The organism is Micromonospora sp. Llam0, from assembly GCF_003751085.1.
Classification (GTDB): domain Bacteria; phylum Actinomycetota; class Actinomycetes; order Mycobacteriales; family Micromonosporaceae; genus Micromonospora_E.
The window spans coordinates 668,832-692,940 of the sequence record NZ_RJJY01000001.1; the positions used below are offsets into that span (position 1 = coordinate 668,832).

The window sequence follows — 24,109 nt, forward strand, 5'->3', positions numbered from 1 at the left end:
TCCGATCTCTCAAGGAGTACCTCCATGCCCGTTGTCGAGCGCGGCCTCCACCACGACACGGAGGTTCTTCTCCGGAAGGTGGACGGACTGGTGGCGCTGCTGCGGCTGCGGCACCACCGGCTCGACCCGGCGGCGGTGGACCGGTTCGCCGACACCCTGCGGGCCCTGGTCGTCGACAGCGGATCGGCGAGCGCCGCCGACCGGGCGCGGGTACGCGCCACCGTGCACTACCACATGCTGCTGGCCAGCCGACGAGGTCTGCTGCCGCTCGCCGACGTGACCGCACCTGCCGGACCGGCGGCGTCGGCTCGCCCGGCGAGGCCCGCCGCGCCGGCGACGGCGACGGTTCCCACCGAACCAGCTGGCACATGACGGTAACCGTACGGTAATCACCAAATCCGCTTTGATCGCTTACCATCCAGACTCCGGAAACCGGCGACGTCCAGGCCCGGCCACCGGCCGGCGGGCCCGGCCAGCCAGGCGGCCGTCACCGGGAGACCGGTAGGCTTGGCGGGCGTCGACAGCGGAGGGGGCACGGATGGCACAGCTGCGCCACCTCCCGGATCCGCGCAGGATCGCCGTTGTGCTACTCGTCCTGCTGACCGTCACCGCCGTGCACGGTGCCGCCTCGGTCGCCGTACCAGCCGTCGCCGTCGCCGCCGGGCCGGCCTCCATCGGAGCCGCGCTGCTGCACCAGACCGTCTCGCCCGGTGGTCGCAACTGTGTCGACGACGCCGACCACCGGCAGCAGCAGAGCGTGTCGGCCCGGCCCGGCCCAGCCGGTGACGACCACGGCACCCCGACCGGTGCCGTCACCCCGCCACCCTGGTCCGCCGCGCCATCCGCCACCGGCCAGTACGCCTGGTCGTCGGCCGCCGACCCGCTCCTGCGCCGCGGCACCCGGCCCTGCTCCAGCCGGGCGCCACCCGATCGGCCGGCGGCCCTGCTGACCACCGCGGCCGCGCCGCTGACCACCGCAGCCGCACACCTGCCCATTCTCGACTGAGCCGGGCCGCCGACCCGGGCGGAGCCCAGGCCGGACGTCCCGAGCCTCCGCCACTGCCACGTCACCCCCCCCGCCACGGCCGCGACGCGCCGTCCGGCGGTCCTTTCCCACCGGGCGGGCGCGCCCGGCAACGGACCCGTGCCGACGGGCGGGCCCGCGACGACACCTACCTGGAGCCGCGCGTGCTGGTTTTGCTGATCGTCCACCTGGTGACGGCGCTCGTGGCGCCGGTGCTGGTCCGCTGGTGGGGTCCGCGTGCCTGCTACCTGCTGGCCGCCGCGCCCGGCGCCGCCGCCGGCTGGGCACTGGCCAACACCGGTGCGGTACGCGACGGTGCCACGCTCGACGAGACGTACCGGTGGGTGCCGCAGCTCGGCCTCGACCTGGCGTTTCGGGTCGGCACCCTGTCCTGGCTCATGGTGCTGCTGGTCGGCGGCGTCGGAGCCCTGGTCCTGATCTACTGTGCCCGCTACTTCGCGCCGGGTGAGCCCGGCCTCGGCCGGTTCACCGCGAACTTCGTCGGATTCGCCGGAGCCATGCTCGGTCTGGTCCTCGCCGACGACCTGATCCTGCTCTACGTCTTCTGGGAGCTGACCACCGTCTTCTCCTACCTGCTGATCGGCCACCATCCGGAGAAGCGGGCCAGCCGCCGGGCCGCCGCCCAGGCGCTGATCGTGACCACCCTGGGCGGCCTGGCGATGCTCGTCGGGTTCATCATGCTCGGCGAGCAGGCCGGCACCTACAGCTGGTCGCAGATCGCGGCCAGCCCGCCGCCGGTGGGCGGCTACCTGGCCGTCGCGCTGATGCTGGTCCTTGTCGGCGCGCTGTCCAAGTCGGCGATCTTCCCGTTCAGCTTCTGGCTGCCGTCGGCGATGGCCGCGCCCACCCCGGTCAGCGCCTACCTGCACGCCGCCGCCATGGTGAAGGCCGGCATCTACCTGGTGGCCCTGCTGTCACCGGTGTACGCGGGCAACCCCTGGTGGTACTGGTTGATCGTCACCACCGGCACCGCCACCATGCTGGTCGGCGGCTGGGCGGCGCTGCGTCAGACCGACCTCAAGCTGCTGCTGGCGTACGGGACCGTGAGCCAGCTCGGCCTACTGGTGGTGGTGACCGGCGCGGGTGAACGCGGCCCGGCGCTGGCCGGGGCGACGATGCTGCTCGCCCACGCCCTGTTCAAGGCGACCCTGTTCCTGGTGGTCGGCATCGTCGACCGGTGCGCCGGCACCCGCGACCTCACCGAGTTGAGCGGGCTGGGTCGACGGATGCCGGCGGTCGCCGTGGCCGCCACGCTCGCCGCCGCGTCGATGGCCGGAGTGCCGCCGCTGCTCGGCTTCGTCGGCAAGGAAGCGGTGCTGGAGGCGTTCGCACCGGACCCGGTCGTGTTGGCGCTGATCGTCCTCGGCTCGGTGCTCACCACCGCGTACAGCGCCCGGTTCATCTGGGGCGCGTTCGCCGGCAAGCCCGGTCGGGAGCCGACCGCCGCCGCGCCGGTCGGCCCGGTGTTCATGCTGCCGGTCGGCGTACTGGCGCTGCTCGGCCTGCTGCTCGGGCCGGCGGCCGGCGTCGTCGACACGGTGCTCACCCCGTACGCCGGGCTGTTCGGCCCGGGTGACTACCACCTGGCGCTGTGGCACGGATTCACCCCCGCGCTGGGGCTGTCCCTGGTCGCGCTCGTCGGCGGCGCCGCGCTGTTCCTGGCCAGGGAACGGGTGGCTGCCGTGCAGCGGCGGCTGCGGGCCCCGACCGACGGGGCGACCAGTTACGCCCAGGCGACCCACCTGTTGGACCGGATCTCGGTCGAGGTCACCGGCGCCACCCAGCGCGGATCGCTGCCGCAGTACCTCAGCATCATCCTGCTGGTGCTGGTCACCGTGCCCGGTGGGGCGCTGCTGGTGACCCGGCCGTGGACCGGGCAGTGGCGCTGGTACGACACGCCGGTGCAGATCGCGGTGGCCGCGGTCCTGGTGGTCGCCGCGATCGCCACGGTCCGGGCGCAACGCCGGCTGAAGGCCGTCATCCTGGCCGGGGTGACCGGGTACTGCACCGCGTTGATGTTCGTCCTGCACGGCGCGCCCGACCTGGCGCTCACCCAGTTCCTGGTCGAGACGATCACCATCGTGGTGTTCGTCTTGGTGGTCCGGCGACTGCCGATCTACTTCTCGGAACGTCCACTGCGCTCCAGCCGGTACGCGCGGATCGCCCTCGGTGTCGTCGTCGGCGTGGTGATGTCCGGCATGGCGATGGCGGCGGTCGGCAACCGGGACGCGGCACCCGTCTCGGAGGCCTTCCCCGACCAGGCGGTGGAGTACGGCGGCGGGCGCAACGTGGTGAACGTGACCCTGGTCGACATCCGGGCCTGGGACACCATGGGGGAGATTTCGGTGCTGGTCGTCACGGCGACCGGCGTGGCCAGCCTGGTGTTCCTGCGGCCGCGTACCGGGCCGGGTCCGCGCCGGGTCGGCGCCGCGACCGCAGCCGGCCACGGTGGCCGGCCGGGCGGCCCGTCCCCGCCGGCCCGGTCCCGGCGCCAGCGGATCTGGCTACGGGGTGGCGCGACCCAGACCGCGCGGGGCCGGTCGATCATCTTCGAGGTCGTCATCCGGCTGCTGTTCCACGCCATCCTGGTCTACTCGATATTCCTGCTCTTCTCCGGCCACAACGCACCCGGGGGCGGGTTCGCCGGCGGGCTGGTGGCGGGGCTGGCGCTGGCGGTGCGCTATCTCGCCGGTGGCCGCCACGAACTCAACGAGGCGGCACCGGTGGACGCCGGGCTGGTGCTCGGCGTCGGTCTGTTCCTGGCGATCGGGGCCGGGCTGAGCCCGATCCTGGTCGGCGCCGACGTGCTGCAGAGCGCCATCGTGGACCTGCACCTGCCGGTGATCGGCGACGTCCACCTGGTCACCTCGCTCTTCTTCGACGTGGGCGTCTACCTGATCGTGGTGGGTCTGGTCCTGGACATCCTGCGCAGCCTCGGTGCCGAGGTCGACCGGCAGATCGCCCGGTCCGCCGAACCGGACGTCGAGGTGGACGACACCCCGCAGGGCAAGCTCGCCGCCGCTGCCACCGCCGGCGGCACAGCCACCGCGCCGGGTGCCGGCGGCGACCGGGTCGCCGGAGGAAGGAGCTGACATGCCGCCCAACATCGTGCTCGTCCTGACCATCGGGGTGCTCTTCGCCGCCGGCGTCACGCTGCTGCTGGAGCGCAGTCTCACCCGGGTGGTGCTCGGGGTGATCCTGCTCGGCAACGGGGCCAACCTGCTGATCCTGTTGGGTGGGCGGCCCGGCGGGGCACCCATCGCCGAGGTCACCGCCGCCGAGGAGATGAGCGACCCGCTGCCGCAGGCGCTCATCCTCACCGCGATCGTGATCACGCTCGGGCTCACCGCGTTCCTGCTCGCCATGGCGTACCGCAGCTGGCTGCTCTTCGGCCACGACGAGGTCCAGGACGACCTGGAGGACCGGCTCATCGTGCAGCGCGCCCTGGCCGACCAGGGGCCCAACGCCGACGACGACGCCGAGGACAGCGACGACCGCGACACCGACCCGATCGACGCGATCGGTGCCCCCCGTACCGCCCCGGCCCGCGCCGGCGATCTCGATCGGAGCGACCCGTGAGCTTCCTGGTGCCGTTGCCGGTGATCGTCCCGCTGCTCGGCGCGGGAATCACCCTGGTGCTGGCCCGGCATCCGCGTGCCCAGCGGACCACCAGCGTCGCCGCCCTCACCGTCACCTTCGGCGTCGCGCTCGCCCTGTTGATCACCGCCCACATCGAGGGACCCCAGGTGGTACGGGTGGGCGGCTGGCCGGTGCCGTTGGGCATCGTGCTGGTCGCCGACCAACTCGCCACCCTGATGCTGGTGGTCTCCACTGCGGTGACGCTCTGCGTACTGCTGTACTCGATCGGCGAAGGCCGCGCCGACGGCCGGGAGAGCACACCGGTGGCGATCTACCACCCGACGTACCTGATTCTCACCGCCGGAGTGACCAACGCATTCCTCTCCGGGGACCTGTTCAACCTGTACGTCGGGTTCGAGATTCTGCTCGGCGCCAGCTACGTGCTGCTCACCCTGGGCGGCACCGAGGTGCGGATCCGGGCCGGCACGACGTACGTCGTGGTCAGCATCCTTTCCTCGGTCATCTTCCTCACCGCGATCGGGCTGATCTACGCCGCCACCGGCACGGTGAACCTGGCGCAGCTGGCCGACCGGCTCGACGGACTCCCCGACGACCTGCGGTTGGTGCTGCAGCTGATGCTGCTTCTCGCGTTCGGCATCAAGGCCGCCGTCTTCCCGCTGTCGGCCTGGCTGCCGGACAGCTACCCGACCGCGCCGGCTCCGGTCACCGCCGTCTTCGCCGGTCTGCTGACCAAGGTCGGCGTGTACGCGATCATCCGTACCGAGACGTTGCTGTTCCCCGGCGGCCGCACCCGCGACCTGCTGCTGGTGGTCGCGCTGCTGACCATGGTGGTCGGCATCCTCGGTGCCGTCGCGCAGTCGGACATCAAGCGGCTGCTGTCGTTCACCCTGGTCAGCCACATCGGCTACATGCTGTTCGGGATCGCGCTCGGCACCGCCGCCGGACTGGCGGCGGCGATCTTCTACGTGGTGCACCACATCACCATCCAGACCACGCTGTTCCTGGCGACCGGGCTGGTGGAGCGCCGGGGCGGCAGCACCAACCTGGAACGTCTCGGCGGGCTGGCCCGGGCCGCGCCGCTGCTCGCCGCGCTGTTCTTTCTGCCGGCGTTGAACCTGGCCGGCATACCACCGTTCTCCGGGTTCCTCGGCAAGCTCGGGTTGCTGCGGGCCGGGGTCGCCGACGGCGGCCCGCTGGTCTGGGCGGTCGTCGCCAGCGCCGTGCTGACCAGCCTGCTCACCCTGTACGCGGTGACCCGGGTGTGGAATCTCGCCTTCTGGCGCAAGACCGCCCCGCAGGCCACAGCGGGCGGTCCGGCGACGGTACCGGCACTTGCTGCGGCCGCGCAGCCGGCGACGGTGCCGTCCGCGACCCGGGCGGTGTCCGGTGTCCGGGTGCCGTCCACCGACTCGGCCTCCACCCCGCTCGCCGCCGACGGCCCAGGGTCGGTGGAACCGATGCCGCCCCTGCTGGTCGGCGCGACCACCGCACTGGTGCTGCTCGGACTGGCACTGACCGCGCTGGCCGGACCGTTGTACCAGGTCGGCACCGAGGCGGCAGCCAATCTGGTGAGCCGGACACCGTACGTCGACGCGGTGTTCCCACAGGGAGGAGCCCGATGAGTCCGGTGTCCAGGGCCGCGCGCTGGCGTACCCAGATCGTCGCGGTCGCCGCTCTGGTGGTGCTGTGGAACCTGTTCTACGGGCGGTTCTCCGTCGGCAACCTGCTCGGTGGGACGGTCGTCGCGCTGGTGGTGGTCACCGTCTTTCCGCTACCGCCGGTCGCCTTCGAGGGCCGGATCCGGCCGTTGGCGGTGCTGCGCTTCCTCGCCCGGTTCGTCGTCGACCTGTTCACCGCGAGCGCGCAGGTGGCCTGGACCGCCGTCCGGTTCGGGCACACGCCGCGCAGCGCGGTCATCGCGGTGCGGCTACGGGTCCGGACGGACCTGAACCTGACCCTCACCGCGGAGGCGTTGTCGTTGATCCCGGGCAGCCTCATCGTCGAGGCCGACCCGGCCAGCGGCACCCTCTACGTCCACGTGCTCGACGTCGTCGACCACCACGACGTCGAGCAGGCCCGGCGGAAGGTGCTGGCGTTGGAGGAGCGGATCGTCCGGGCCGTCGGTTCGGCGGACGACGTACGGCATCTCGACGACCCCCGCCCGGCCGACGACCCCCATCTGCGAAACGATCCCTGCCCAGGGAACGGAGAGAACCGATGACCTTCGTGGCTGTTGTGGTGACCGTCCTGCTGGCCGTAGCGGCTCTGCTGACCGTCGGGCGGATCATCCGTGGTCCGACGCTGCTCGACCGGGTGGTGGCCGCCGAGGTGCTGATCGCCATCATCGTCGGTGGGCTCGCCGCCGAGGCGGCGGTCAATCGGCACGCCACCACTTTGCCGGTGCTCGTGGTGTTGTCCCTGCTCGGGTTCGTGGGCTCGGTCAGCATCGTCCGGTTCGTCGCCGCCCGCCCGCCCGCGGTGGCCGCCGCCGAACGGGAGCAACGGTGAACGGGGTGCTGACCGTACTGTCCGGCACGCTGCTGATCGGCGGCGCGCTGCTCAGCCTGGCCGCCAGCATCGGCCTGCTGCGCTTCCCCGACGTCGCCGCCCGGATACACGCGGCGACCAAGCCGCAGGTTCTCGGCCTGCTGCTGGTCCTCAGTGGGCTGGCGCTGCGGCTGCAGAGCGGCACCGAGCTGGCCACTCTGCTGATGGTGGCGGTCTTCCAGATGGCGACCGCGCCGGTCGCGGCCCACATCATCGGCCGGGCCGCCTACCGGGCCGATCTGGTCCGGCGGGACCTGCTGGTCACCGACGAGGCGGACGGAATGTCGGTCGACGGCACCGGCGGCGACGGAACCGGTGGGCAGCGGCGGGCCACTATATAATCCCGCCATGACCGACGCTCCTGCCCAGGAGGGCAGCAGTAGCCAGCCGGGTAGCACCCGGCTGCCGACATTCCGGCCGCCGGTCGCCGGAGCGCTGAGCCCACGGTGCTGATCGTCTTCGGTCTCTTCTTGATCACCGTGTTGACGGTCGCGACCGGGTACTTCGTCGCCCAGGAATTCGGCTACGTTGCCGTCGACCGGGGGCGGCTCCGCGCCCTGGCCGACCGGGGCGACCCGGCCGCCGCCCGGGCGCTGCGGGTGACCAGCCGGCTGTCGTTCATGCTCTCCGGCGCTCAGCTGGGGATCACGGTCACCGCGCTGCTGGTCGGCTACGTCGCCGAGCCGTACCTTGGCGCCGGACTGTCCGAGCTGCTCGGCGGGGTCGGCGTGCCGCCGGCCGCCAGCCTGACCATCTCGGTCGGGCTCGCGCTGATCATCTCGACCGTGGTGCAGATGGTTCTCGGTGAGCTGGCTCCCAAGAACCTCGCCCTCGCCCGGGCCGAGACGTTGGCCCGGGCGCTCAGCCGGTCGACCCTGATCTACCTGGCCGTCGCCGGGCCGCTGATCAGGATGTTCGACATCGCGGCGAACCGGTTGCTGCGGCGGGTCGGCATCGAACCGATCGAGGAGCTGCCCAGTGGCGCCACCGCCGAGGACCTCGGCCAGATCATCGCCGAGTCCCGCCAGGAGGGGCACCTCGATTCGGCGATGTCGACGCTGCTCGACCGAGGGTTGCACTTCCGGCAGCTGACCGCCGGCGAGGCGATGGTGCCGCGGGTCGACGTGCACACGGTACGGGTCGACGCGCCCCTGACCGGGCTGGTGGAGCTGCTGGACACCGGGCACTCGCGGTTCCCGGTGCACGGCTCGGACGGCGTCGACGACCTGGTCGGCATCGCCAGCATCGCGGATGTGCTCACCGTAGCGCCGTCGCGGCGGGCGGTGACGACCGTCGCGGCGGTGATGGTCCCCCCGCTGCTGGTGCCGGAGACCCTGCCGCTGCCGGCGGTGCTGGACCGGCTGCGTAAGGGGCACCGGCAGCTCGCCTGCGTGGTCGACGAGTACGGCGGCTTCGCCGGGGTGATCACCCTGGAGGACATCGCCGAGGAGCTGGTCGGCCCGATCCGGGACGAGGACGATCCGCCGGAGCCGGCCCCGGCCCGCCAGCCGGACGGATCCTGGCTGGTGCCGGCCCGTTGGCGAATCGACGAGGTCGCCGACACCACCGGGGTCGAGCTGCCGACCGCCCCCGAGTACGACACCCTCTCCGGCCTGGTCATGCGGGAGCTGGGCCGGGTGCCCGAGGTCGGCGACCAGATCTCGATCAGCCTGGACGAGACGGCCGCCGGCAACGGCCACCAGCCGACCCGGCGGGCGGTGCTGCACGTGATCTCCGTCGACCGGCACGTGCCCGACTCGGTACGGCTGGAGGTGATCGGGTGAGCACCGGGTGGGCGTTGCTGACCTCACTGGTGCTGCTCGCCCTGAACGGGTTCTTCGTGGCTGCGGAGTTCGCCCTGGTCGCGAGCAAGCGGTACCGGCTGGAACAGGCCGCGGCGGGCGGCTCGCGGGCGGCCCGGGCGGCGCTGGACGGCTCCCGTGAGCTGTCACTGATGCTCGCCGGGGCGCAGCTGGGCATCACCGTCTGCACCCTCGGCCTTGGCGCGTTGGCCGAGCCGGCGGTGGAGCGGCTGGTGGCGCCGCTGCTGGAGCGGGCCGGCCTGCCGTACGCGGCCAGTCACCTGGTCGCGTTCCTGTTCGCCCTCGCCCTGGTGGTCTTCCTGCACCTGGTGGTCGGCGAGATGGCACCGAAGTCGTGGGCGATCACCCACCCGGAGCGGTCGGCGCTGCTGCTGGCGCTGCCGTTCCGGGCGTTCGCCCGGGTGTCCCGGCCGGTCCTGTCCGGGCTGAACGCGATCGCCAACGCCGTGCTGCGGGCGTTCCGGGTCGAACCGCAGGACCAGTTGGCCCAGGTGCACGGCCCGGACGAGCTGCGCATCCTGCTGGAACAGTCGCGGGAGCACGGCCTGCTGCCGGCGGACCAGCACGAGCTGCTGGCCAAGATGCTCCAGCTGGAACGCACCACCGTCCGGGACGTGATGCAGCCGGTGGACCAGGTCGTCGCGGTGGCCCGGACGGACACCGCCGAGCGGGTGGAGGAGCTGTCCCGGGGCAGCGGCCGGTCCCGCCTGGTGGTCTGCGGGGAGGCCGGCGATCTGATCGGCATCGTGCACGTACGCGACGCGGTGCGGGCGAACACCTGTGACGGCGCGCCGACCGCCGAGTCGCTGATGAGCCGGCCGTTCCTGCTGCCGGCGACGGCCACCGTCACCGAGGCGGTGGCCGCGATGCGCGCCGACCAGGTGCAGTTGGCGCTGGTCACCAACGGTGCCGGGGCCGACCGGCCGATCGGCTTCGTGGCGTTGGAGGACCTGCTGGAGGAGGTCATCGGCGAGTTCGACGACGAGACCGACACCGTCCCGAGGGGACGGCGGATGCGCTGACCGGCGCGCCGACGATGGCGGTCGCGCCGACCAGCGCTCAGGTTGCTCCGGCGGTCAGGCTCCGGCGGTCAGGCTGCTCCGGCGCTGGCGGTGGCGAGCTTGACCCCGAAGCCGAGGAACAGGGCGCCCACCCCGCTGGTGACCGTCGCGGCGAGCCGGCGCCGCTGCCGGAACTGCATCGCCAGGTACGTCCCGGTGAAGATCAGCACGGTCAGGTAGATGACGCTGAACAGCTGGGCGATCGCGCCGAGCAGCAGGAACGACAGCGCCGGGTACGGGTACGCCGGGTCGACGAACTGGATGAAGAACGACACGAAGAACAGGATCGCCTTCGGGTTCAGCAGGCTGATCACCGTCGCCCGCCGGAACGGACGACGGACCGCCGCCGGCTCGGCGGCGTCCACCAGCCGGGGCGCGGCCGGGTCGTCACGTTGTCGCCAGCGCCGCCAGGCACCACGGAACATGGTGACACCGACATAGCCGAGGTACGCCGCCCCGGCGTACTTGATCACGGTGAACACCGCCGGATGGGTGTTGAGCAGGGAGGCGACCCCGGCTGCGGAGAGCACCATCAGCACCGTGTCGCCGAGGAAGACGCCGCCGGCCGCCCGGTAGCCGTGCCGCACGCCGCGCCGGGCGGCGGTGGACAGGACGAACAACGAGTTCGGCCCGGGCAGCAGGATGATCGCCACGGTGCCCAGGACGTACGTCCAGATGTCGGTGATGCCCAGCATGGGGGACATCCTGCTACCTGGACCAGCGGCCGGGCGAGGGATATTCGGCCGGTCAGGGTGTGCGCTTCGGCACCGTGTCCGGGTATGTCGGGGCGGTGGCCGCTGGCGCCGCGGCGGTGAGGTAGCTCGGCACCGCCCGGGTGACTCCGGCGGCGGACCGCGGCGGGTCGGCGACGGTGCGCAACGGCAGCACCCCGGCCCAGTACGGCAGCGCCAGGTCGGCCTGCTCGTCGACGGGGTCACCGGCGCGGACCTTGACCGACACCTCGTCGAGAGCGACGGCGAGCACCGCTGTCTGCGCGAGTTCCCGGTTCGTCGGCGGCCGGCTGTCCGCGACCCGGCCCGGGGCCGCCTTGTCGATCAGGGCGTCGAGTGCCCGCCGCTTGTCGGCCGGGTCGCTGACCAGCCGGGCGGTGCCGTGCACGACGACTGATCGGTAGTTGGCACTGTGATGCGCCTGGGCGCGGGCGTAGACCAGCCCGTCGAGCAGGGTGACGGCCACACAGACGGCGAGCCCTTTCCGGTCGCGGGCGGCCAGCAGGGGGGTGCTCGCGGTGGAGCCGTGCAGGTACAGGGTCTCGTCGACGCGTACGTGCAGGGTGGGCAGTGCCCGAGGCGCGCCGTCGACGACGAACGCCAAGCAGCAGTGGTACGCCTCGTCGAGGATGCGGTGTGCCTCGGTGCGCTGGTAGGTGACCCGGTTGAGGTGTCGGGCGGCGGTGGTCCGGGCGGTGGCGGGATACATTTGATCTCCCGAGATTGTTCTAGTACAATTCGATAATTGTGGCAGAACAATACCAGCCGACTGGTGCGACCGCGACCGAGATCTCGGCCAGCGTCGAGACCGGTGTCCGCACTGGTGCGTTGGCACCTGGCGCCCTGCTGCCGGCGGTGCGTGCGCTCGCCGACGCACTCGAGGTCAGCCCGGCCACCGTCGCGAAGGCGTACCAGGCGCTGCGCCAGCGGGGGATCGTCGACACCGACGGCCGACGCGGCACCCGGGTCCGCGCCCGCCCGCCGGTCGCGGTGACCCGGCCCGGCCCGTCCGTGCCGGCCCCGCCGGGCACCCTGGACCTGTCCACCGGTGAGCCGGATCCACGGCTGTTGCCGCCGCTGGCGACGCATCTCGCCGCGGTCGCCCGGCAGTTGGCCGACGCCTCGTCCGGGCAGGGTTACGCCGACGCCGGCCTGCTGCCCGACCTCGCCGCGCTCGCCGCGGTCCGGTTGGCTGACGACGGCCTGCCGGCCGCCGGTCTCACCGTCACCAGTGGCGCGCTGGACGGGATCGAACGCCTGCTCGCCGGCAATCTGCGCCCCGGCGACCGGGTCGCGGTGGAGGACCCCGGCTGGGCCAACCTGCTGGACCTGATCGCGGCACTGGGCCTCACCCCGGTGCCGATGCCGGTGGACGACCGAGGCCCGACCGAACCCGGCCTGCGGGCGGCGCTGTCCGCCGGTGTGTCCGCCATCGTGGTCACCACCCGGGCGCAGAACCCGACCGGCGCCGCCCTGGACGCGGACCGGGCCGACCGGCTGCGACGGCTGCTGCGCGAGACCGACGACGTGCTGCTCATCGAGGACGACCACGCCGCCGAGCTCTCCGACGGTCCGCCGCACGTGCTGGCCGGCGCGACACCCCGATGGGCGTTCGTCCGCTCCGCCAGCAAGCCGTACGGCCCGGACCTGCGGACAGCGCTGGTGACCGGCGACGAGACCACGCTGAGCCGGGTTGCTGGTCGGATGCGTATCGGTTCCGGCTGGGTCTCCACGGTCCTGCAGCGGCTGCTCGGACAGTTGTGGCGCGACCCCTCGGTCGCCGCCACGGTGGCCGAGGCCGGCCGGGCCTACCAGCGCCGTCGGGAGGCGCTGCGGGCCGCGCTCGCCGGCCACGGCGTGGCCAGCCACGGCAGCAGCGGGATCAACGTCTGGGTGCCGGTGACGGACGAGACCCACGTGGTGACCGCGCTGCAGGCAGCCGGATTCGCCGTCTCGGCCGGAGCCCGCCACCGGCTACGCAGCGCGCCGGGTATCAGGATCACCGTCAGCGGTCTCGACGAGGACCGGGCCGGCGAGCTCGCCGCGGCGGTACGCGACGCACTGCGTCCAGCGGGACTTGCCCGGGTCGGCAGGTGAGGTACGCGGGCCGTACCCGGACCGGTCAACCCAGGCGCACCGGTCAATTCGCAACCGGGTAGGAAGGACCCGTGACCGTGCACGAAACCACCGTCGGAGCCGCTGGGTACGTCCCCACCGGTGCCCGTAGCCTCGCCGACCTGCGCGCTGCCGCCCCCGGTTGCCAGGGATGCGAACTGCATCAGCCCGCCAGCCAGGTGGTCTTCGGTCGGGGCAACCCCGATGCCCGGGTGGTGATGGTCGGCGAGCAGCCCGGGGACGTCGAGGACCGCCAGGGGCTGCCGTTCGTCGGCCCGGCCGGCCGGCTGCTGCGCCGGGCGGTGGACGACGCCGGGATCCCGGTCGACCAGATCTATCTGACCAACGCGGTGAAGCACTTCCGCTTCGTGTCGCGCGGCGGTCGACGAATTCACCAGACCCCGGACCGGGTGCACATCGTGGCCTGCCGGCCCTGGCTGGTCGCCGAGTTCGCGATGCTGCGCCCGGACGTCGTCGTGGTGCTCGGCGCGACCGCGGCCCGGGCACTGCTCGGCCCGGCGTTCCGGGTGACCCGCTCGCGTGGCGTACCGCTGCCGTGGCCGGCCTCGGCCGAACGGGCCGAGGAGTTTCCGGTGGGCCCGGCGCAGCTGGTGGCCACGATCCATCCCTCGGCGGTGCTGCGCGCCGACGACCAGCAGATCGCCTTCCGAGGGCTGGTCACCGACCTCGGCGTCGTCCGTGGACTGCTCGCCGGTCGGGGCAGCCAGGCCCCGGCGGTACGCCGATGACCGCGCTCACCGCACCGCCGTCGGTGACCGACCCGCCGCCATCCGGTGACGTCACCCGCATCCAACGCCGTACGCTGCGGCTGCTCGCCGGTACCCAGATGATCGGCGGCGTAGGCGTCACCATCGGGATCTCGGTCGGTGGCCTGCTCGCCGCCGAGCTCGGCGGGGTGACCGTCTCCGGCCTGGCGCAGAGCGCCGCGGTGGTCGGCGGGGCGCTGCTCGCCGTACCCGTGGTCCGGGTCATGAACGGGCACGGCCGCCGACCCGGCCTGGTCTTCGCCTACCTGACGGGTGCGACCGGGGCGGTGCTGGTGGTGGCCGCCGCCGCGGTGCGCTGGGTGCCGCTGCTGTTCGTCGGCATGGTCCTGTTCGGCGGGGCGACGACCGCCGGCCTGCAGGCCCGGTACGCGGCGGTCGACCTCGCCGAGCCGCGCCGTCGGGGCCGGCAGCTGTCACTGGTGGTCTGGGCGACCACGGTCGGCGCGGTGACCGCCCCCAACCTTGCCGGGCTGGCCGACCGGTCGGCCAGCGGGGTCGGGTTGCCGCCGCTGGCCGGTCCGTTCGCCGTCAGCACACTGGCGTTCCTGCTGGCCGCGCTGCTGGTGCTGGTGTTGCTGCGACCGGACCCGCTGCTGACCGCCCGGCGGATCGCCGGTCCCGCCGCGGCGAGCGCCCCGGTGCGGTCCGGCCGGGGCCTGCGGGCCGGGTCCGGCCGAGGCCTGCGGGCCGGGTCCGGCCGAGGCCTGCGGGCCGCGTTCGCTGTGGTCGCCGTCCGACCCGCCGCCCGGCTCGGTGTCTGCGCCGTCGCCGTGGGTCACCTGGTGATGGTCGGGGTGATGGCGATGACGCCGGTCCACATCGGGATGGGGCACTCCGGCGACGACCTGTTGCGCACCGTCGGGCTGGTGCTGAGCCTGCACATCGCCGGGATGTACGGGCTGTCGCCGGTGGTAGGTTGGCTCACCGACCGGGCCGGTCGCCGGCCGGTGATCCTCGGTGGGGTCGGGCTGCTGCTGGCCGCGTGCGCCGTGGCGGGCACCGCCGGCCACGACCCGGTACGCCTGGTGATCGGGCTGGTGCTGCTCGGGCTCGGCTGGTCGGGCACCATGGTCGCGGGCTCGACCCTGCTGTCGGAGTCGGTGCCGGTCGACGTCCGTCCGTCGGTCCAGGGCCTGTCGGACCTGGTGATGGGTCTGGCCGGCGCGTCCGCCGGCGCGGTCAGCGGAATCATCGTCGGGCTGTCCGGTTACGGCGTCCTGACGTTGCTGTCGGCGCTGGCCACGGTGCCGCTGCTGGGGTTGGTGCTGCGCCCGGTGCCGGCTCCGTCGAAGCGGTAGGGAGGCAGGATGCGGTTGACGGACTTCTGGGGCCGGTTGGACGAGGCGTTCGGGCCCGCGTACGCCCGCAGCATCGCCACCGATCAGGTGCTGGCCCAGTTGGGTGGACGCACCATCGCCCAGGCGCTGGCGGCGGGTGAGGAGACGGTGGTGGTCTGGCGGGCGGTCTGCGCCGCGTACCCCGACCGGGTTCCCGGCCGGTTGCGCTGACTCCTGCGCCGGTTGCGCGAGCGGACGGTGAGTGTCGGTCGAGTTGGGATTCTCGATCTGTCGATTACGGAAAGTCTCAGTCGATGTGCATCGTGTCACTGTACTGGTTCCGGGGTGCTGGTTGGGCTTGATGCCACAGGTGCATCAAGATGCACCTGTGGCATCAACCTGAAAAGCATCTCGGGGTATCCCGGGAGCCAGCCCGAGCGCGTCGCCGGCCTGTCGGTCGTACCTCTGCCTGTCGGTCGTACCTCTACTTGACGGGCGTGGGTCTGCGTAGCTGCATTTACTCTGTGCGGTCGAAGGGCTGCTTTGGGTGGTGAAATTCGTGGGCGTGTCTGGTTTTCCACTCGTACATCTGTTCGGCTATTGTCCACAGCTAGGCGCTCATCCACAGGTTGCGGCCCGTCGGCTGTTTTCTGTCGGACCCAGCGCCTAGCGTGACCCGGGTGACGAGAAGCTCGGCCAGGACGCCTGGGAAGTCGGCGAACGTAGGGGTGGCAGCAATGGCGGCAGTGCCAGACAAGGAAAAGGCGCTCGATCTGGCGCTGGCTCAGATCGACAAACAGTTCGGCAAGGGCTCGGTGATGCGGCTGGGTGAGCGGCCGGTGATCCAGACCGCGGTGATCCCCACCGGCTCCATCGCGCTCGATGTGGCACTCGGCGTCGGTGGCCTGCCCCGGGGCCGGGTGGTCGAGGTCTACGGCCCGGAGAGCAGCGGTAAGACCACGGTCGCCCTGCACGCGGTGGCCAACGCCCAGCGTGCCGGCGGCATCGCGGCGTTCATCGACGCCGAGCACGCGCTCGACCCGGACTACGCCAAGGCGCTCGGCGTGGACACCGACGCCATGCTGGTCTCCCAGCCGGACACCGGTGAGCAGGCGCTGGAGATCGCCGACATGCTGATCCGCTCCGGCGCGCTGGACATCGTCGTGATCGACTCGGTCGCGGCCCTGGTGCCACGCGCCGAGATCGAGGGCGAGATGGGGGACAGCCACGTCGGTCTGCAGGCCCGGCTGATGAGCCAGGCACTGCGCAAGATCACTGGTGTGCTGAACAGCACCGGCACCACCGCGGTCTTCATCAACCAGTTGCGGGAGAAGATCGGCGTGATGTTCGGCTCGCCGGAGACCACCACCGGTGGCCGGGCGCTGAAGTTCTATGCCTCGGTGCGGCTCGACGTGCGACGGATCGAGAGCCTCAAGGACGGCACCGACGTGGTCGGCAACCGGACCCGGGTCAAGGTCGTCAAGAACAAGGTCTCCGCGCCGTTCAAGCAGGCCGAGTTCGACATCATGTACGGCAAGGGCATCTCCCGGGAGGGTTCGCTGATCGACGTCGGCGTCGAGCAGTCGATCATCCGCAAGTCCGGCGCCTGGTACACCTACGAGGGCGACCAGCTCGGTCAGGGCAAGGAGAAGGCCCGGGAGTTCCTCCGGGAGAACCCGGACGTGGCGGCTGAGATCGAGAAGAAGATCCTGGAGAAGCTCGGCGTCGGCGCGCTCGGTGCCGACGAGGCCGGCGGGCCCGAGCTGCCGCCGGTCGACTTCTGATCCGGATGGCCGGGCGACGACGCGGCGCACGGACGGGACGGGGCTGGGATGCGGCTCCGCCCCGTCCCCGCGCCTCCCGTGCGGGCCGCGCCGCCGAGGCGGCCGGGTCCACCGACCATGCCACCGGGTCCGCCGCTGGCGGCGGTGGGCAGCCGGTAGACGAGGCGCAGCAGGCCCGGGACATTTGTCTGCGCCAGCTCGCCGTCCGCCCCCGGACCCGGGCGGAGCTCGCCGCCGTGCTGCGGCGACGCGGCATCTCCGAGGCCACGGCCAGTTCGGTCCTCGACCGGTACGACGAGGTCGGGATGATCGACGACGCGTCGTTCGCCCAGGCCTGGGTGACCAGCCGGCACCACGGCCGAGGGCTGGCCCGGCGCAGCCTCGCCGCCGAGCTGCGTCAGCGCGGCGTGGATCCGCAGATCGCCCGGGACGCGCTGGACGGGCTGGACGAGTCGACCGAGCGGGCCACCGCGGCGGAGCTCGTCGAGCGCAAGCTGCGTACCGCCCGGGGTGCTCCGGACGTGGTGTTCCGGCGGTTGGTCGCGATGCTCGCCCGCAAGGGTTACTCGGCGGGGGTGGCCGTTCCGGTGGTCCGGGAGGCGCTGGCCGCCCGGTCCGCCGAGGCGGCCGAGTTCACCGACACGGTGGATGCCGAGGTACTGATCGGCGAGGTTCCCGACCCGGATGCCGAGCAGCCCTGGTCCACCTGACGGGACGCCATCCCCTGCGGGATGTGCCAAATTTCCGACTCATCCCGACGCGTCCTGAGCGCGATATGCTGCCTGTGAGCGCGCCGATGCCCTACGTTCCGCTGTCGGTCTGATCATGACTTCTTGACCGAACGGCCCCTCGCGACCTAGCCTCGCGTTACAGACGAACAACCGACCCGTCGCAGGCTAACCGCACAACATAGATCGCATAACAGTACGGCATCACTTCGCAGCAGCAGTTCAGTAGCCAGACATGCCGCAACCGGACAGGCCGGTCCGGCGGCGACAGCACGCGCAACGGCCGCTTCGCCGTTGTCGTGCCCGCACCCACGTAGGTGCTGTCTGGTCGTTGGTCAGCCGCCACGGTCGGGCGTTCCCATAGCCGTGGCCCCGGCCGGAGCGAGAAGCCTCCGGGAAGGCCGACGGCGGACTGGAGGCGGTCGTGGCGCAGCGCAGGAAGCCGGCGGGACACGCGAGTGTCGGTAGGCCCGGAGGGTCGGCATGACCGGGCTGGAGTGGTTGCTCTTCGCCGCAGTCGTCGTGCTCGCCGGCCTGGTGCTCGCCGGCCTCGCGCTTGGCGCCCGCGCGCTGCGCCGGCTCACCACACCGGCGGCCGCGACACCGGTTGAGGAGGACCCGGCTTTCGTCGCCGCCCGCGACCGGCAGGAACGCTCCCTCGCCGCGCTGCGTACCGCAGCCGACGAGGCGTCCTCCGCCGTCGAGCAGGCCAAGGCCGCCGCCGCCGCGGCCCGTACCGACGCCGCCGCCGCCAAGGCCGAAGCGACCGCCGCCCGGGCCGAGGCCCGCCGGGTGCTCGACGCCGCCCGGGCCGAGGCGGACACCATCCTGGAGCGGGCCCACCGGCAGGCCGAAACCGAGGCCGAGCAGGTCCGGGCCGCAGCCCGGCGCAGCGGCGAACGGGAGATCGCGATGCTCTCCCGGACCGTCAAGGAGCAGTCCGCCGAGCTGGACCGGCGCGGCCAGCGGATGGACGAGCGGGAACGTCAGCACGCCGAGGAAGCCGACCGGGTCGCCGAGCGGGACCGCCGGTTGACCGCCACCGCCGCCGAACTCGCCGAACGAAAGGCCGCCCTGGCCGCCCGGGAAGCGGACCTGGCGGCCGCCGAGGAACGATGGCAGCGGGAGCTGGAACGGGTCGCCGGGCTGACCGCCGAGGCGGCCCGCGGCGAGCTCGTCGAAGCGATCGAGGGCCAGGCCAAACGGGAGGCGGCGATCCTGGTCCGCGACATCGAGGCCGACGCCCGCAACACCGCCGACCAGCGGGCCCGGCACATCGTGGTGGACGCCATCCAGCGGGTCGCCAGCGAACAGACCGCAGAGAGCGTGGTCAGCGTCCTGCATCTGCCCGGCGACGAGATGAAGGGCCGGATCATCGGGCGGGAAGGCCGCAACATCCGGGCGTTCGAATCCGTCACCGGGGTCAACCTGATCATCGACGACACACCCGAGGCGGTCCTGCTGTCCTGCTTCGACCCGGTGCGCCGGGAGACCGGCCGGCTCACCTTGGAGAAGCTGGTGCTCGACGGCCGGATCCATCCGCACCGGATCGAGGAGGTCTTCGAGACCGCCCGGCAGGAGGTGGAGCAGCTGTGCCACCGGGCGGCCGAGGAGGCGCTCGTCGACGTCGGCATCACCGAGATCCACCCTGAGCTGGCCACCCTGCTGGGCCGGCTGCGCTACCGGACCTCGTACGGCCAGAACGTGCTCAAGCATCTGGTGGAGACCGCGCACATCGCCGGGGTGATGGCCGCCGAGCTGCGCCTGGACGTGCCGCTGATCAAGCGGTGCGCCTTCCTGCACGACATCGGCAAGGCGCTGACCCACGAGGTCGAGGGCAGTCATGCGCTCATCGGTGCCGACCTGGCCCGCAAGTACGGCGAATCCGAAGAGGTGGTGCACGCCATCGAGGCGCACCACAACGAGGTGCCGCCGCAGACCGTCGAGGCGGTGCTCACCCAGGCATCCGACGCGTGCTCCGGCGGTCGTCCCGGTGCCCGGCGGGAAAGCCTGGAGGCGTACGTCAAGCGGCTGGAACGGATCGAGGAGATCGCCGCCGGCAAGATCGGCGTGGAGAAGGTCTTCGCCATGCAGGCCGGCCGGGAGATCCGGGTGATGGTCAAGCCGGACGACGTGGACGACATCGGTGCCGCGGTGCTGGCCCGTGACGTGGCCAAGCAGATCGAGGAGGAGCTGACCTACCCGGGGCAGATCCGGGTGACCGTGGTCCGAGAATCCCGGGTCACCGAGATCGCCCGCTGACCGCCCGGACGGCCGGTCAGCGGGCGGGCCGTCCGGTCAGGCGGTGTCCGACGTAGCCGTGCCGGTGGCGCTGCCGCCGGTGCCGGCGGCGGTCTGCTGGCCGGCCAACGTCGATGCCGGCGGTGGCGTCGGCGGCTGGGCTGCGGTGCTGGTCCGCCGGCCCTGGGCCAGTCGCCGCTGCACCGACTCGGCGAGCTTGGACAGCGCGTAGTTGACCGCGATGAACAGCACCCCGATCACCAGGTACACCTGGATCGGGTTACGCAGGTTCTGGATGATCGTCCGGCCGACCAGCAGCGTCTCCTGGTAGCCGATGATGAAGCCCAACGAGGTGTCCTTGAGCACCACGATCAGCTGGCTGATCAGGGCCGGCAGCATGATCCGGAACGCCTGCGGCAGCAGGATCATCCGGGTGGTCTGGAACGACGTCAACCCGATCGCGGCGGCGGACTCGCGCTGCCCCGACGGCAGACCCTCCATCCCGGAGCGCAGGATCTCGGCGATCACCACACCGTTGTAGATGGTCAGGCCCAGCACCAGGTACGGCAGCATCTCGTGGCCGAACGGGAGGACGATCTCCACCCCGAGATCCGGCAGGCCCCGGGCGACGAAGAAGATGGTGATCACCACCGGAAGGCCGCGGAACACCTCGACGCAGAACCGGGTCACCAGGTTCAGCAGCCAGCTCAGTGCCCGCAGCGCCAGCGCGAAGGAGGTGGCCAGCCCGGTGAACCGGCGGCGCAGCAACGCCTTCAGTTGGATCCGCAGCACCGCCAGCGCGGTGCCGAACAGCAACGACAGCACGATCGCCAGCCCGGCGGCGGTCAGCGTGGCGGTGACACCCTCGCCGAGCAGCGTCCAGACCTGACCGAACACCTCGTTGCCGGGGTCGATCAGCGGACCCCACTTCTCCATGGTGAACTGCTCGCGTTCGGCCAGCGGCCGGTAGACCAGGAAGTAGCCGGCGATGACGGCGGCGACGGCCGACAGCACGCTGACGATCAGCGTGACCCGCCTGGCCCGTGGTCCGGGGGCGTCGTACAGCACGCTCTGCTGCTGACTCATGGCGTGGTTCCTCCGGTGACGGCTGCGGCGCTCGCGGGGGACGGGATGGTCATCTGGCCACCGCCCGGCGGGCCTCGACCCGGTCGAGCAGCAGCCCGAGCGGCACGGTCATGATCAGGAAGCCGATCGAGATGCCGACGAAGACCGGGATGATCGGCTCGCCGAGGGCGCTGGTCAGGTTCTGCGCCGAGTTGGACAGGTCGCCGACCACCCCGAAGAAGCCGGCCAGCGCCGAATTCTTGATCATGGCGATGATGACGCTGCCCAGCGGGACGATCGCGGCCTTCCACGCCTGGGGGAGTACCACGTACCGCAGATTCTGGGTGAAGGTCAGGCCGATCGCGCGGGCGGCCTCCGCCTGGCCGGGCGGCACCGCGTTGATCCCGCTGCGGATCGCCTCGCAGACGAACGCGCCGGTGTAGACGCTCAGCGCGATGATCGCGAACCGGAAGTACGGCAGGTCGATGCCGAGCCGGCTGAACACGGTGCTCAGCCCGGGGATCCGCAGGAAGTCGGCGTTCGACCCGAGCGCCGGCAACCCGAAGGCCGAGAAGAACATCACGACGGTCAGCGGCACGTTGCGCAGCACCGTCACGTACGCCCCGCCGAGCCAGCGCAGCGGCGGCACCGGCGAGATCCGCAGGATCGCGACGAACGTGCCGATCAGCAGGGCGCCGGTCGCGGACAGCACGCACAGCTGCAGGGTGAGCCAGAAACCTCCGACGAACACGTCGAAGTGGTCGACGAGCACTCTCACACGAAAGACCCTTCTGCGAACCGTCCGCCTGGGCGACCGGCCGGCCCGGAGCTGACTGCGCCGGGCCGGCCGGGATCGATCAGGTGCGACCGTCGACGGTCAGTAGCGGTCGACCGCCGGACCGGTCGGGGTGTTGTCGTCGAACTCGCCTGCGGTGGACTCCCACGCCTGCGCGTACGAGCCGTCCTCGTAGATCTTCTCCAGGGTGTCGTTGATGAAGTCGCGGAACGCGTCGTCGCCCTTCTTCACCCCGATGCCGTACGGCTCGTCGGTGAACTTCTCACCGGCCAGCTTGAAGTCGCCCTCGTTGTCGGCGATGAAGCCGAGCAGGATCACGTTGTCCGTGGTGACCGCGTCGACCTGACCGCCGCGCAGCGCGTCCACGCACTTCTCGTAGACGTCGAAGAGCACCAGCTGCTCGCCGGCGTCGGCCAGGTACTCCTGGATGTTCTCCGCCGGGGTCGAACCCTGCGCCGAGCAGACCTTCTTGTCGCCGGCCTCGAACGATTCCGGTCCGGTGATCGAGTCGTCGTCGGTGCGGACCATGATGTGCTGGCCGGCGACGTAGTACGGGCCGGCGAAGTCGATCCGCTCCTTGCGGGCGGGGTTGATGGTGTAGGTGGCCACCACGATGTCCACCCGGTCCTGCTCCAGCAGCTCCTCGCGGACCGCGGACGGCGCCTCGACGTACTCGATGTCGTCGGCGGCGATGCCCAGCTCGGCCGCGATCAGCTTGGCGATCTCGACGTCGAAGCCGGCCGGCTCGCCGTCGAGGCCCTGCAGGCCGAAGCCGGGCTGGTCGAACTTGGTGCCGACGGTCATGGTGCCGGCCTCGCTCAGCTCGGCCATCGTGGTGCCGGCCTCGAAGCTCGGCGTCGCGACGTCGGGGTTCTCACTGCCGGTGCCGTCCCCGCCGCTGTCGCCGCAGGCCGCCATGGACACCGCCAGCGCGGCCGATGCGGCTACCGCCGCCATGCGTGAGATACGCATTGCTCAGTGTTCTCCTTTTGCGATGGGAAGCCCGCCGGGTCGCGGCCAGCTCCACGGTGGATGAAACTCGTCTCCGAGCGGGATGTCAGTGGGTCGACATGTCAGTGGGTGAGGATCTTCGACAGGAAGTCCTTCGCCCGGTCGCTGCGCGGGTTGCTGAAGAACTCGGTCGGCGGGGCGTCCTCGACCAGCTGCCCGTCGGCCATGAAGATGACCCGGTTCGCGGCGTGCCGGGCGAAGCCCATCTCATGGGTGACGACGACCATCGTCATCCCCTCGGCGGCCAGCGAGGTCATCACGTCCAGCACCTCGCCGACCATCTCCGGGTCGAGCGCGCTGGTCGGCTCGTCGAACAGCATCGCCTTGGGCTGCATCGCCAACGCCCGGGCGATCGCCGCCCGCTGCTGCTGGCCGCCGGAGAGCTGGGCCGGGAACTTGTCCGCCTGGTTGGCGATGCCGACCCGGTCGAGCAGCTGCAGCGCCCGCTCCCGGACCACCGACGCCTTCTCCCGGCGTACCTTCACCGGGCCGAGCGTGACGTTGTCCAGGATCGTCCGGTGCGCGAACAGGTTGAACGACTGGAACACCATGCCGACCTCGCTGCGCAGCCGGGCCAGGGCCCGGCCCTCCGCCGGCAGCGGCCGGCCGTCGAACAGGATGGTCCCGGAGCTGATCGGCTCCAGCCGGTTGATCGCGCGGCACAGAGTGGACTTGCCGGAGCCGGACGGCCCGATCACCACCACCACTTCACCGCGGTCGACCGAGAGGTCGACGTCGTCGAGCACGTGCAGCGGACCGAACCACTTGTTGACCCCGCTGAGCACGATCAGCGGCTCACTGGCTGTCACTGTCATGCACCGTCCCTGTCCATGCACCGACCTCGTCGTGACGATCGGTCGAGGTCACCTCACGTCCGTCCCGCCACTTTAGGCGGGGCGATGTGTCGGAAGGCAACTCGAATGGTCACGGAGCGGTAACACACCCCACGCGCCGTCGGCTGTCCGGGCAACATGATCGTATGGCGATTGCACCGTTCTGCACCACGCTGTGGAACTGGTCCGTCGACGGACCGCTCGCCCCGGGCCAGATCCGAGCCACTCTCGCGGCCATCATCGGCCGTCCGGTGGTGACGCTGGGTGGCGTTTCGACGGAGCGGTTCCCGGACGGCGTGGTCCTCTGCGACGTCTGGCGCGGGGCCGGGGATTTTCCGGTGAACGTCGACTGCTACGCCGCGCCCCTCGACCCTCCCGAGCACCGGGTGCTGGCCGCGTTCGCCCGCCGGACCGGACGTCGCTGCGTACTCGCCGACGACACGCTCGACGCGACCCGCCACCTGATGGTGTCCCCGGACGGCACGGTCCGCCCGGTGCACCTGGACATCGAACCGACCAGCGTCGGGGACCGCCGCACCAACCTGCGGCTGTGCAGCCTGACCGACCCCGGCTGCCGGGCCAGGCTGTTCTGCGGCGGCTCGCGGTGGGGTCCCGACTCGGTGGCCCCGACACTCGCCGCGTGATCCCGGTGGCGGTCGGCCGG

General features: G+C 71.7%; 24 protein-coding genes. 18 read left to right on the forward strand and 6 right to left on the reverse strand.

Annotation, left to right across the window (positions count from 1 at the left end; genetic code table 11):
- Positions 1 to 24 precede the first annotated feature (24 nt).
- From EDC02_RS03110 to EDC02_RS03155, 10 genes are all read left to right on the forward strand, one after another.
- Entirely contained in the window at positions 25 to 372 is a 348-nt protein-coding gene (locus tag EDC02_RS03110) for a hypothetical protein (RefSeq protein ID WP_123600651.1), read from the forward strand.
- A 166-nt stretch (positions 373 to 538) separates the two neighbouring features.
- Positions 539 to 1,006, forward strand: a complete 468-nt coding sequence (locus tag EDC02_RS03115; protein ID WP_123600652.1) for a hypothetical protein — start codon at positions 539 to 541, stop codon at positions 1,004 to 1,006.
- 182 nt (positions 1,007 to 1,188) lie between these two features.
- Positions 1,189 to 4,137 carry a Na+/H+ antiporter subunit A gene (locus EDC02_RS03120; RefSeq protein ID WP_123600653.1) on the forward strand — a complete coding sequence of 983 codons (2,949 nt, stop codon included), beginning with the start codon at positions 1,189 to 1,191 and terminating at the stop codon, positions 4,135 to 4,137.
- A gap of 1 nt (position 4,138) precedes the next feature.
- Positions 4,139 to 4,624 (forward strand): Na(+)/H(+) antiporter subunit C, encoded by a 486-nt coding sequence (locus EDC02_RS03125; RefSeq protein ID WP_123604441.1) that lies wholly within the window; start codon positions 4,139 to 4,141, stop codon positions 4,622 to 4,624.
- Positions 4,621 to 6,267, forward strand: coding sequence for a Na+/H+ antiporter subunit D (locus EDC02_RS03130; RefSeq protein ID WP_123600654.1), 1,647 nt, complete (start codon positions 4,621 to 4,623; stop codon positions 6,265 to 6,267). Before EDC02_RS03125 ends, EDC02_RS03130 begins: the two co-directional genes overlap by 4 nt.
- The gene (locus EDC02_RS03135; protein WP_123600655.1) at positions 6,264 to 6,866 is read left to right on the forward strand and encodes a Na+/H+ antiporter subunit E; all 603 of its coding nucleotides are present in this window, start codon (positions 6,264 to 6,266) and stop codon (positions 6,864 to 6,866) included. Before EDC02_RS03130 ends, EDC02_RS03135 begins: the two co-directional genes overlap by 4 nt.
- Positions 6,863 to 7,153 carry a monovalent cation/H+ antiporter complex subunit F gene (locus tag EDC02_RS03140; RefSeq protein WP_123600656.1) on the forward strand — a complete coding sequence of 97 codons (291 nt, stop codon included), beginning with the start codon at positions 6,863 to 6,865 and terminating at the stop codon, positions 7,151 to 7,153. Before EDC02_RS03135 ends, EDC02_RS03140 begins: the two co-directional genes overlap by 4 nt.
- Complete coding sequence (gene mnhG / locus EDC02_RS03145) at positions 7,150 to 7,533, forward strand: monovalent cation/H(+) antiporter subunit G (protein WP_123600657.1); 384 nt, start codon at positions 7,150 to 7,152, stop codon at positions 7,531 to 7,533. Before EDC02_RS03140 ends, mnhG begins: the two co-directional genes overlap by 4 nt.
- Positions 7,534 to 7,638: 105 nt before the next feature.
- Positions 7,639 to 8,976, forward strand: a complete 1,338-nt coding sequence (locus EDC02_RS03150; protein ID WP_123600658.1) for a hemolysin family protein — start codon at positions 7,639 to 7,641, stop codon at positions 8,974 to 8,976.
- The gene (locus EDC02_RS03155) at positions 8,973 to 10,037 is read left to right on the forward strand and encodes a hemolysin family protein (protein WP_123600659.1); all 1,065 of its coding nucleotides are present in this window, start codon (positions 8,973 to 8,975) and stop codon (positions 10,035 to 10,037) included. Before EDC02_RS03150 ends, EDC02_RS03155 begins: the two co-directional genes overlap by 4 nt.
- Before the next feature lie 68 nt (positions 10,038 to 10,105).
- Here the strand turns inward: EDC02_RS03155 and leuE are convergent, their stop codons facing one another.
- On the reverse strand, positions 10,106 to 10,780 hold the full coding sequence (gene leuE / locus EDC02_RS03160; RefSeq protein ID WP_123600660.1) for a leucine efflux protein LeuE: 675 nt from the start codon (positions 10,778 to 10,780) through the stop codon (positions 10,106 to 10,108).
- Between the two features lie 43 nt (positions 10,781 to 10,823).
- On the reverse strand, positions 10,824 to 11,516 hold the full coding sequence (locus EDC02_RS03165; protein ID WP_123600661.1) for a pyridoxamine 5'-phosphate oxidase family protein: 693 nt from the start codon (positions 11,514 to 11,516) through the stop codon (positions 10,824 to 10,826).
- 38 nt (positions 11,517 to 11,554) lie between these two features.
- Here EDC02_RS03165 and EDC02_RS03170 point away from each other — a divergent pair, with 38 nt between their 5' ends.
- The 7 genes from EDC02_RS03170 to rny all read left to right on the forward strand — a co-directional run bounded on the left by EDC02_RS03170 (position 11,555) and on the right by rny (position 19,761).
- A complete protein-coding gene (locus EDC02_RS03170; RefSeq protein WP_123600662.1) occupies positions 11,555 to 12,904 on the forward strand; it encodes an aminotransferase class I/II-fold pyridoxal phosphate-dependent enzyme in 1,350 nt (449 codons plus the stop codon).
- A gap of 77 nt (positions 12,905 to 12,981) precedes the next feature.
- Positions 12,982 to 13,671, forward strand: coding sequence for a UdgX family uracil-DNA binding protein (locus tag EDC02_RS03175; RefSeq protein ID WP_370461511.1), 690 nt, complete (start codon positions 12,982 to 12,984; stop codon positions 13,669 to 13,671).
- Entirely contained in the window at positions 13,668 to 15,008 is a 1,341-nt protein-coding gene (locus EDC02_RS03180) for an MFS transporter (protein ID WP_123600664.1), read from the forward strand. The genes EDC02_RS03175 and EDC02_RS03180 overlap by 4 nt, the downstream gene beginning before the upstream one ends.
- A 9-nt stretch (positions 15,009 to 15,017) precedes the next feature.
- Positions 15,018 to 15,218, forward strand: coding sequence for a DUF3046 domain-containing protein (locus EDC02_RS03185; protein ID WP_123600665.1), 201 nt, complete (start codon positions 15,018 to 15,020; stop codon positions 15,216 to 15,218).
- Between the two features lie 506 nt (positions 15,219 to 15,724).
- On the forward strand, positions 15,725 to 16,771 hold the full coding sequence (gene recA / locus EDC02_RS03190) for a recombinase RecA (RefSeq protein ID WP_123600666.1): 1,047 nt from the start codon (positions 15,725 to 15,727) through the stop codon (positions 16,769 to 16,771).
- 5 nt (positions 16,772 to 16,776) lie between these two features.
- Positions 16,777 to 17,481, forward strand: a complete 705-nt coding sequence (locus EDC02_RS03195) for a regulatory protein RecX (protein WP_123600667.1) — start codon at positions 16,777 to 16,779, stop codon at positions 17,479 to 17,481.
- A 501-nt stretch (positions 17,482 to 17,982) separates the two neighbouring features.
- Positions 17,983 to 19,761: a ribonuclease Y gene (gene rny / locus EDC02_RS03200; RefSeq protein ID WP_123600668.1), complete on the forward strand. Its 1,779-nt coding sequence runs from the start codon at positions 17,983 to 17,985 to the stop codon at positions 19,759 to 19,761.
- 36 nt (positions 19,762 to 19,797) lie between these two features.
- Here the strand turns inward: rny and EDC02_RS03205 are convergent, their stop codons facing one another.
- The 4 genes from EDC02_RS03205 to EDC02_RS03220 form a co-directional block, all read right to left on the reverse strand.
- A complete protein-coding gene (locus EDC02_RS03205) occupies positions 19,798 to 20,826 on the reverse strand; it encodes an amino acid ABC transporter permease (protein ID WP_123600669.1) in 1,029 nt (342 codons plus the stop codon).
- Positions 20,827 to 20,875: 49 nt separating this feature from the next.
- Positions 20,876 to 21,583 (reverse strand): amino acid ABC transporter permease, encoded by a 708-nt coding sequence (locus EDC02_RS03210; RefSeq protein ID WP_123600670.1) that lies wholly within the window; start codon positions 21,581 to 21,583, stop codon positions 20,876 to 20,878.
- A 99-nt stretch (positions 21,584 to 21,682) separates the two neighbouring features.
- Positions 21,683 to 22,573, reverse strand: coding sequence for a glutamate ABC transporter substrate-binding protein (locus EDC02_RS03215; protein ID WP_123600671.1), 891 nt, complete (start codon positions 22,571 to 22,573; stop codon positions 21,683 to 21,685).
- A gap of 101 nt (positions 22,574 to 22,674) precedes the next feature.
- Positions 22,675 to 23,427, reverse strand: coding sequence for an amino acid ABC transporter ATP-binding protein (locus EDC02_RS03220; RefSeq protein WP_123600672.1), 753 nt, complete (start codon positions 23,425 to 23,427; stop codon positions 22,675 to 22,677).
- A 164-nt stretch (positions 23,428 to 23,591) separates the two neighbouring features.
- Between EDC02_RS03220 and EDC02_RS03225 the strand changes: the two genes are divergently transcribed.
- A complete protein-coding gene (locus EDC02_RS03225; protein WP_123600673.1) occupies positions 23,592 to 24,089 on the forward strand; it encodes a hypothetical protein in 498 nt (165 codons plus the stop codon).
- Positions 24,090 to 24,109: the final 20 nt, after the last annotated feature.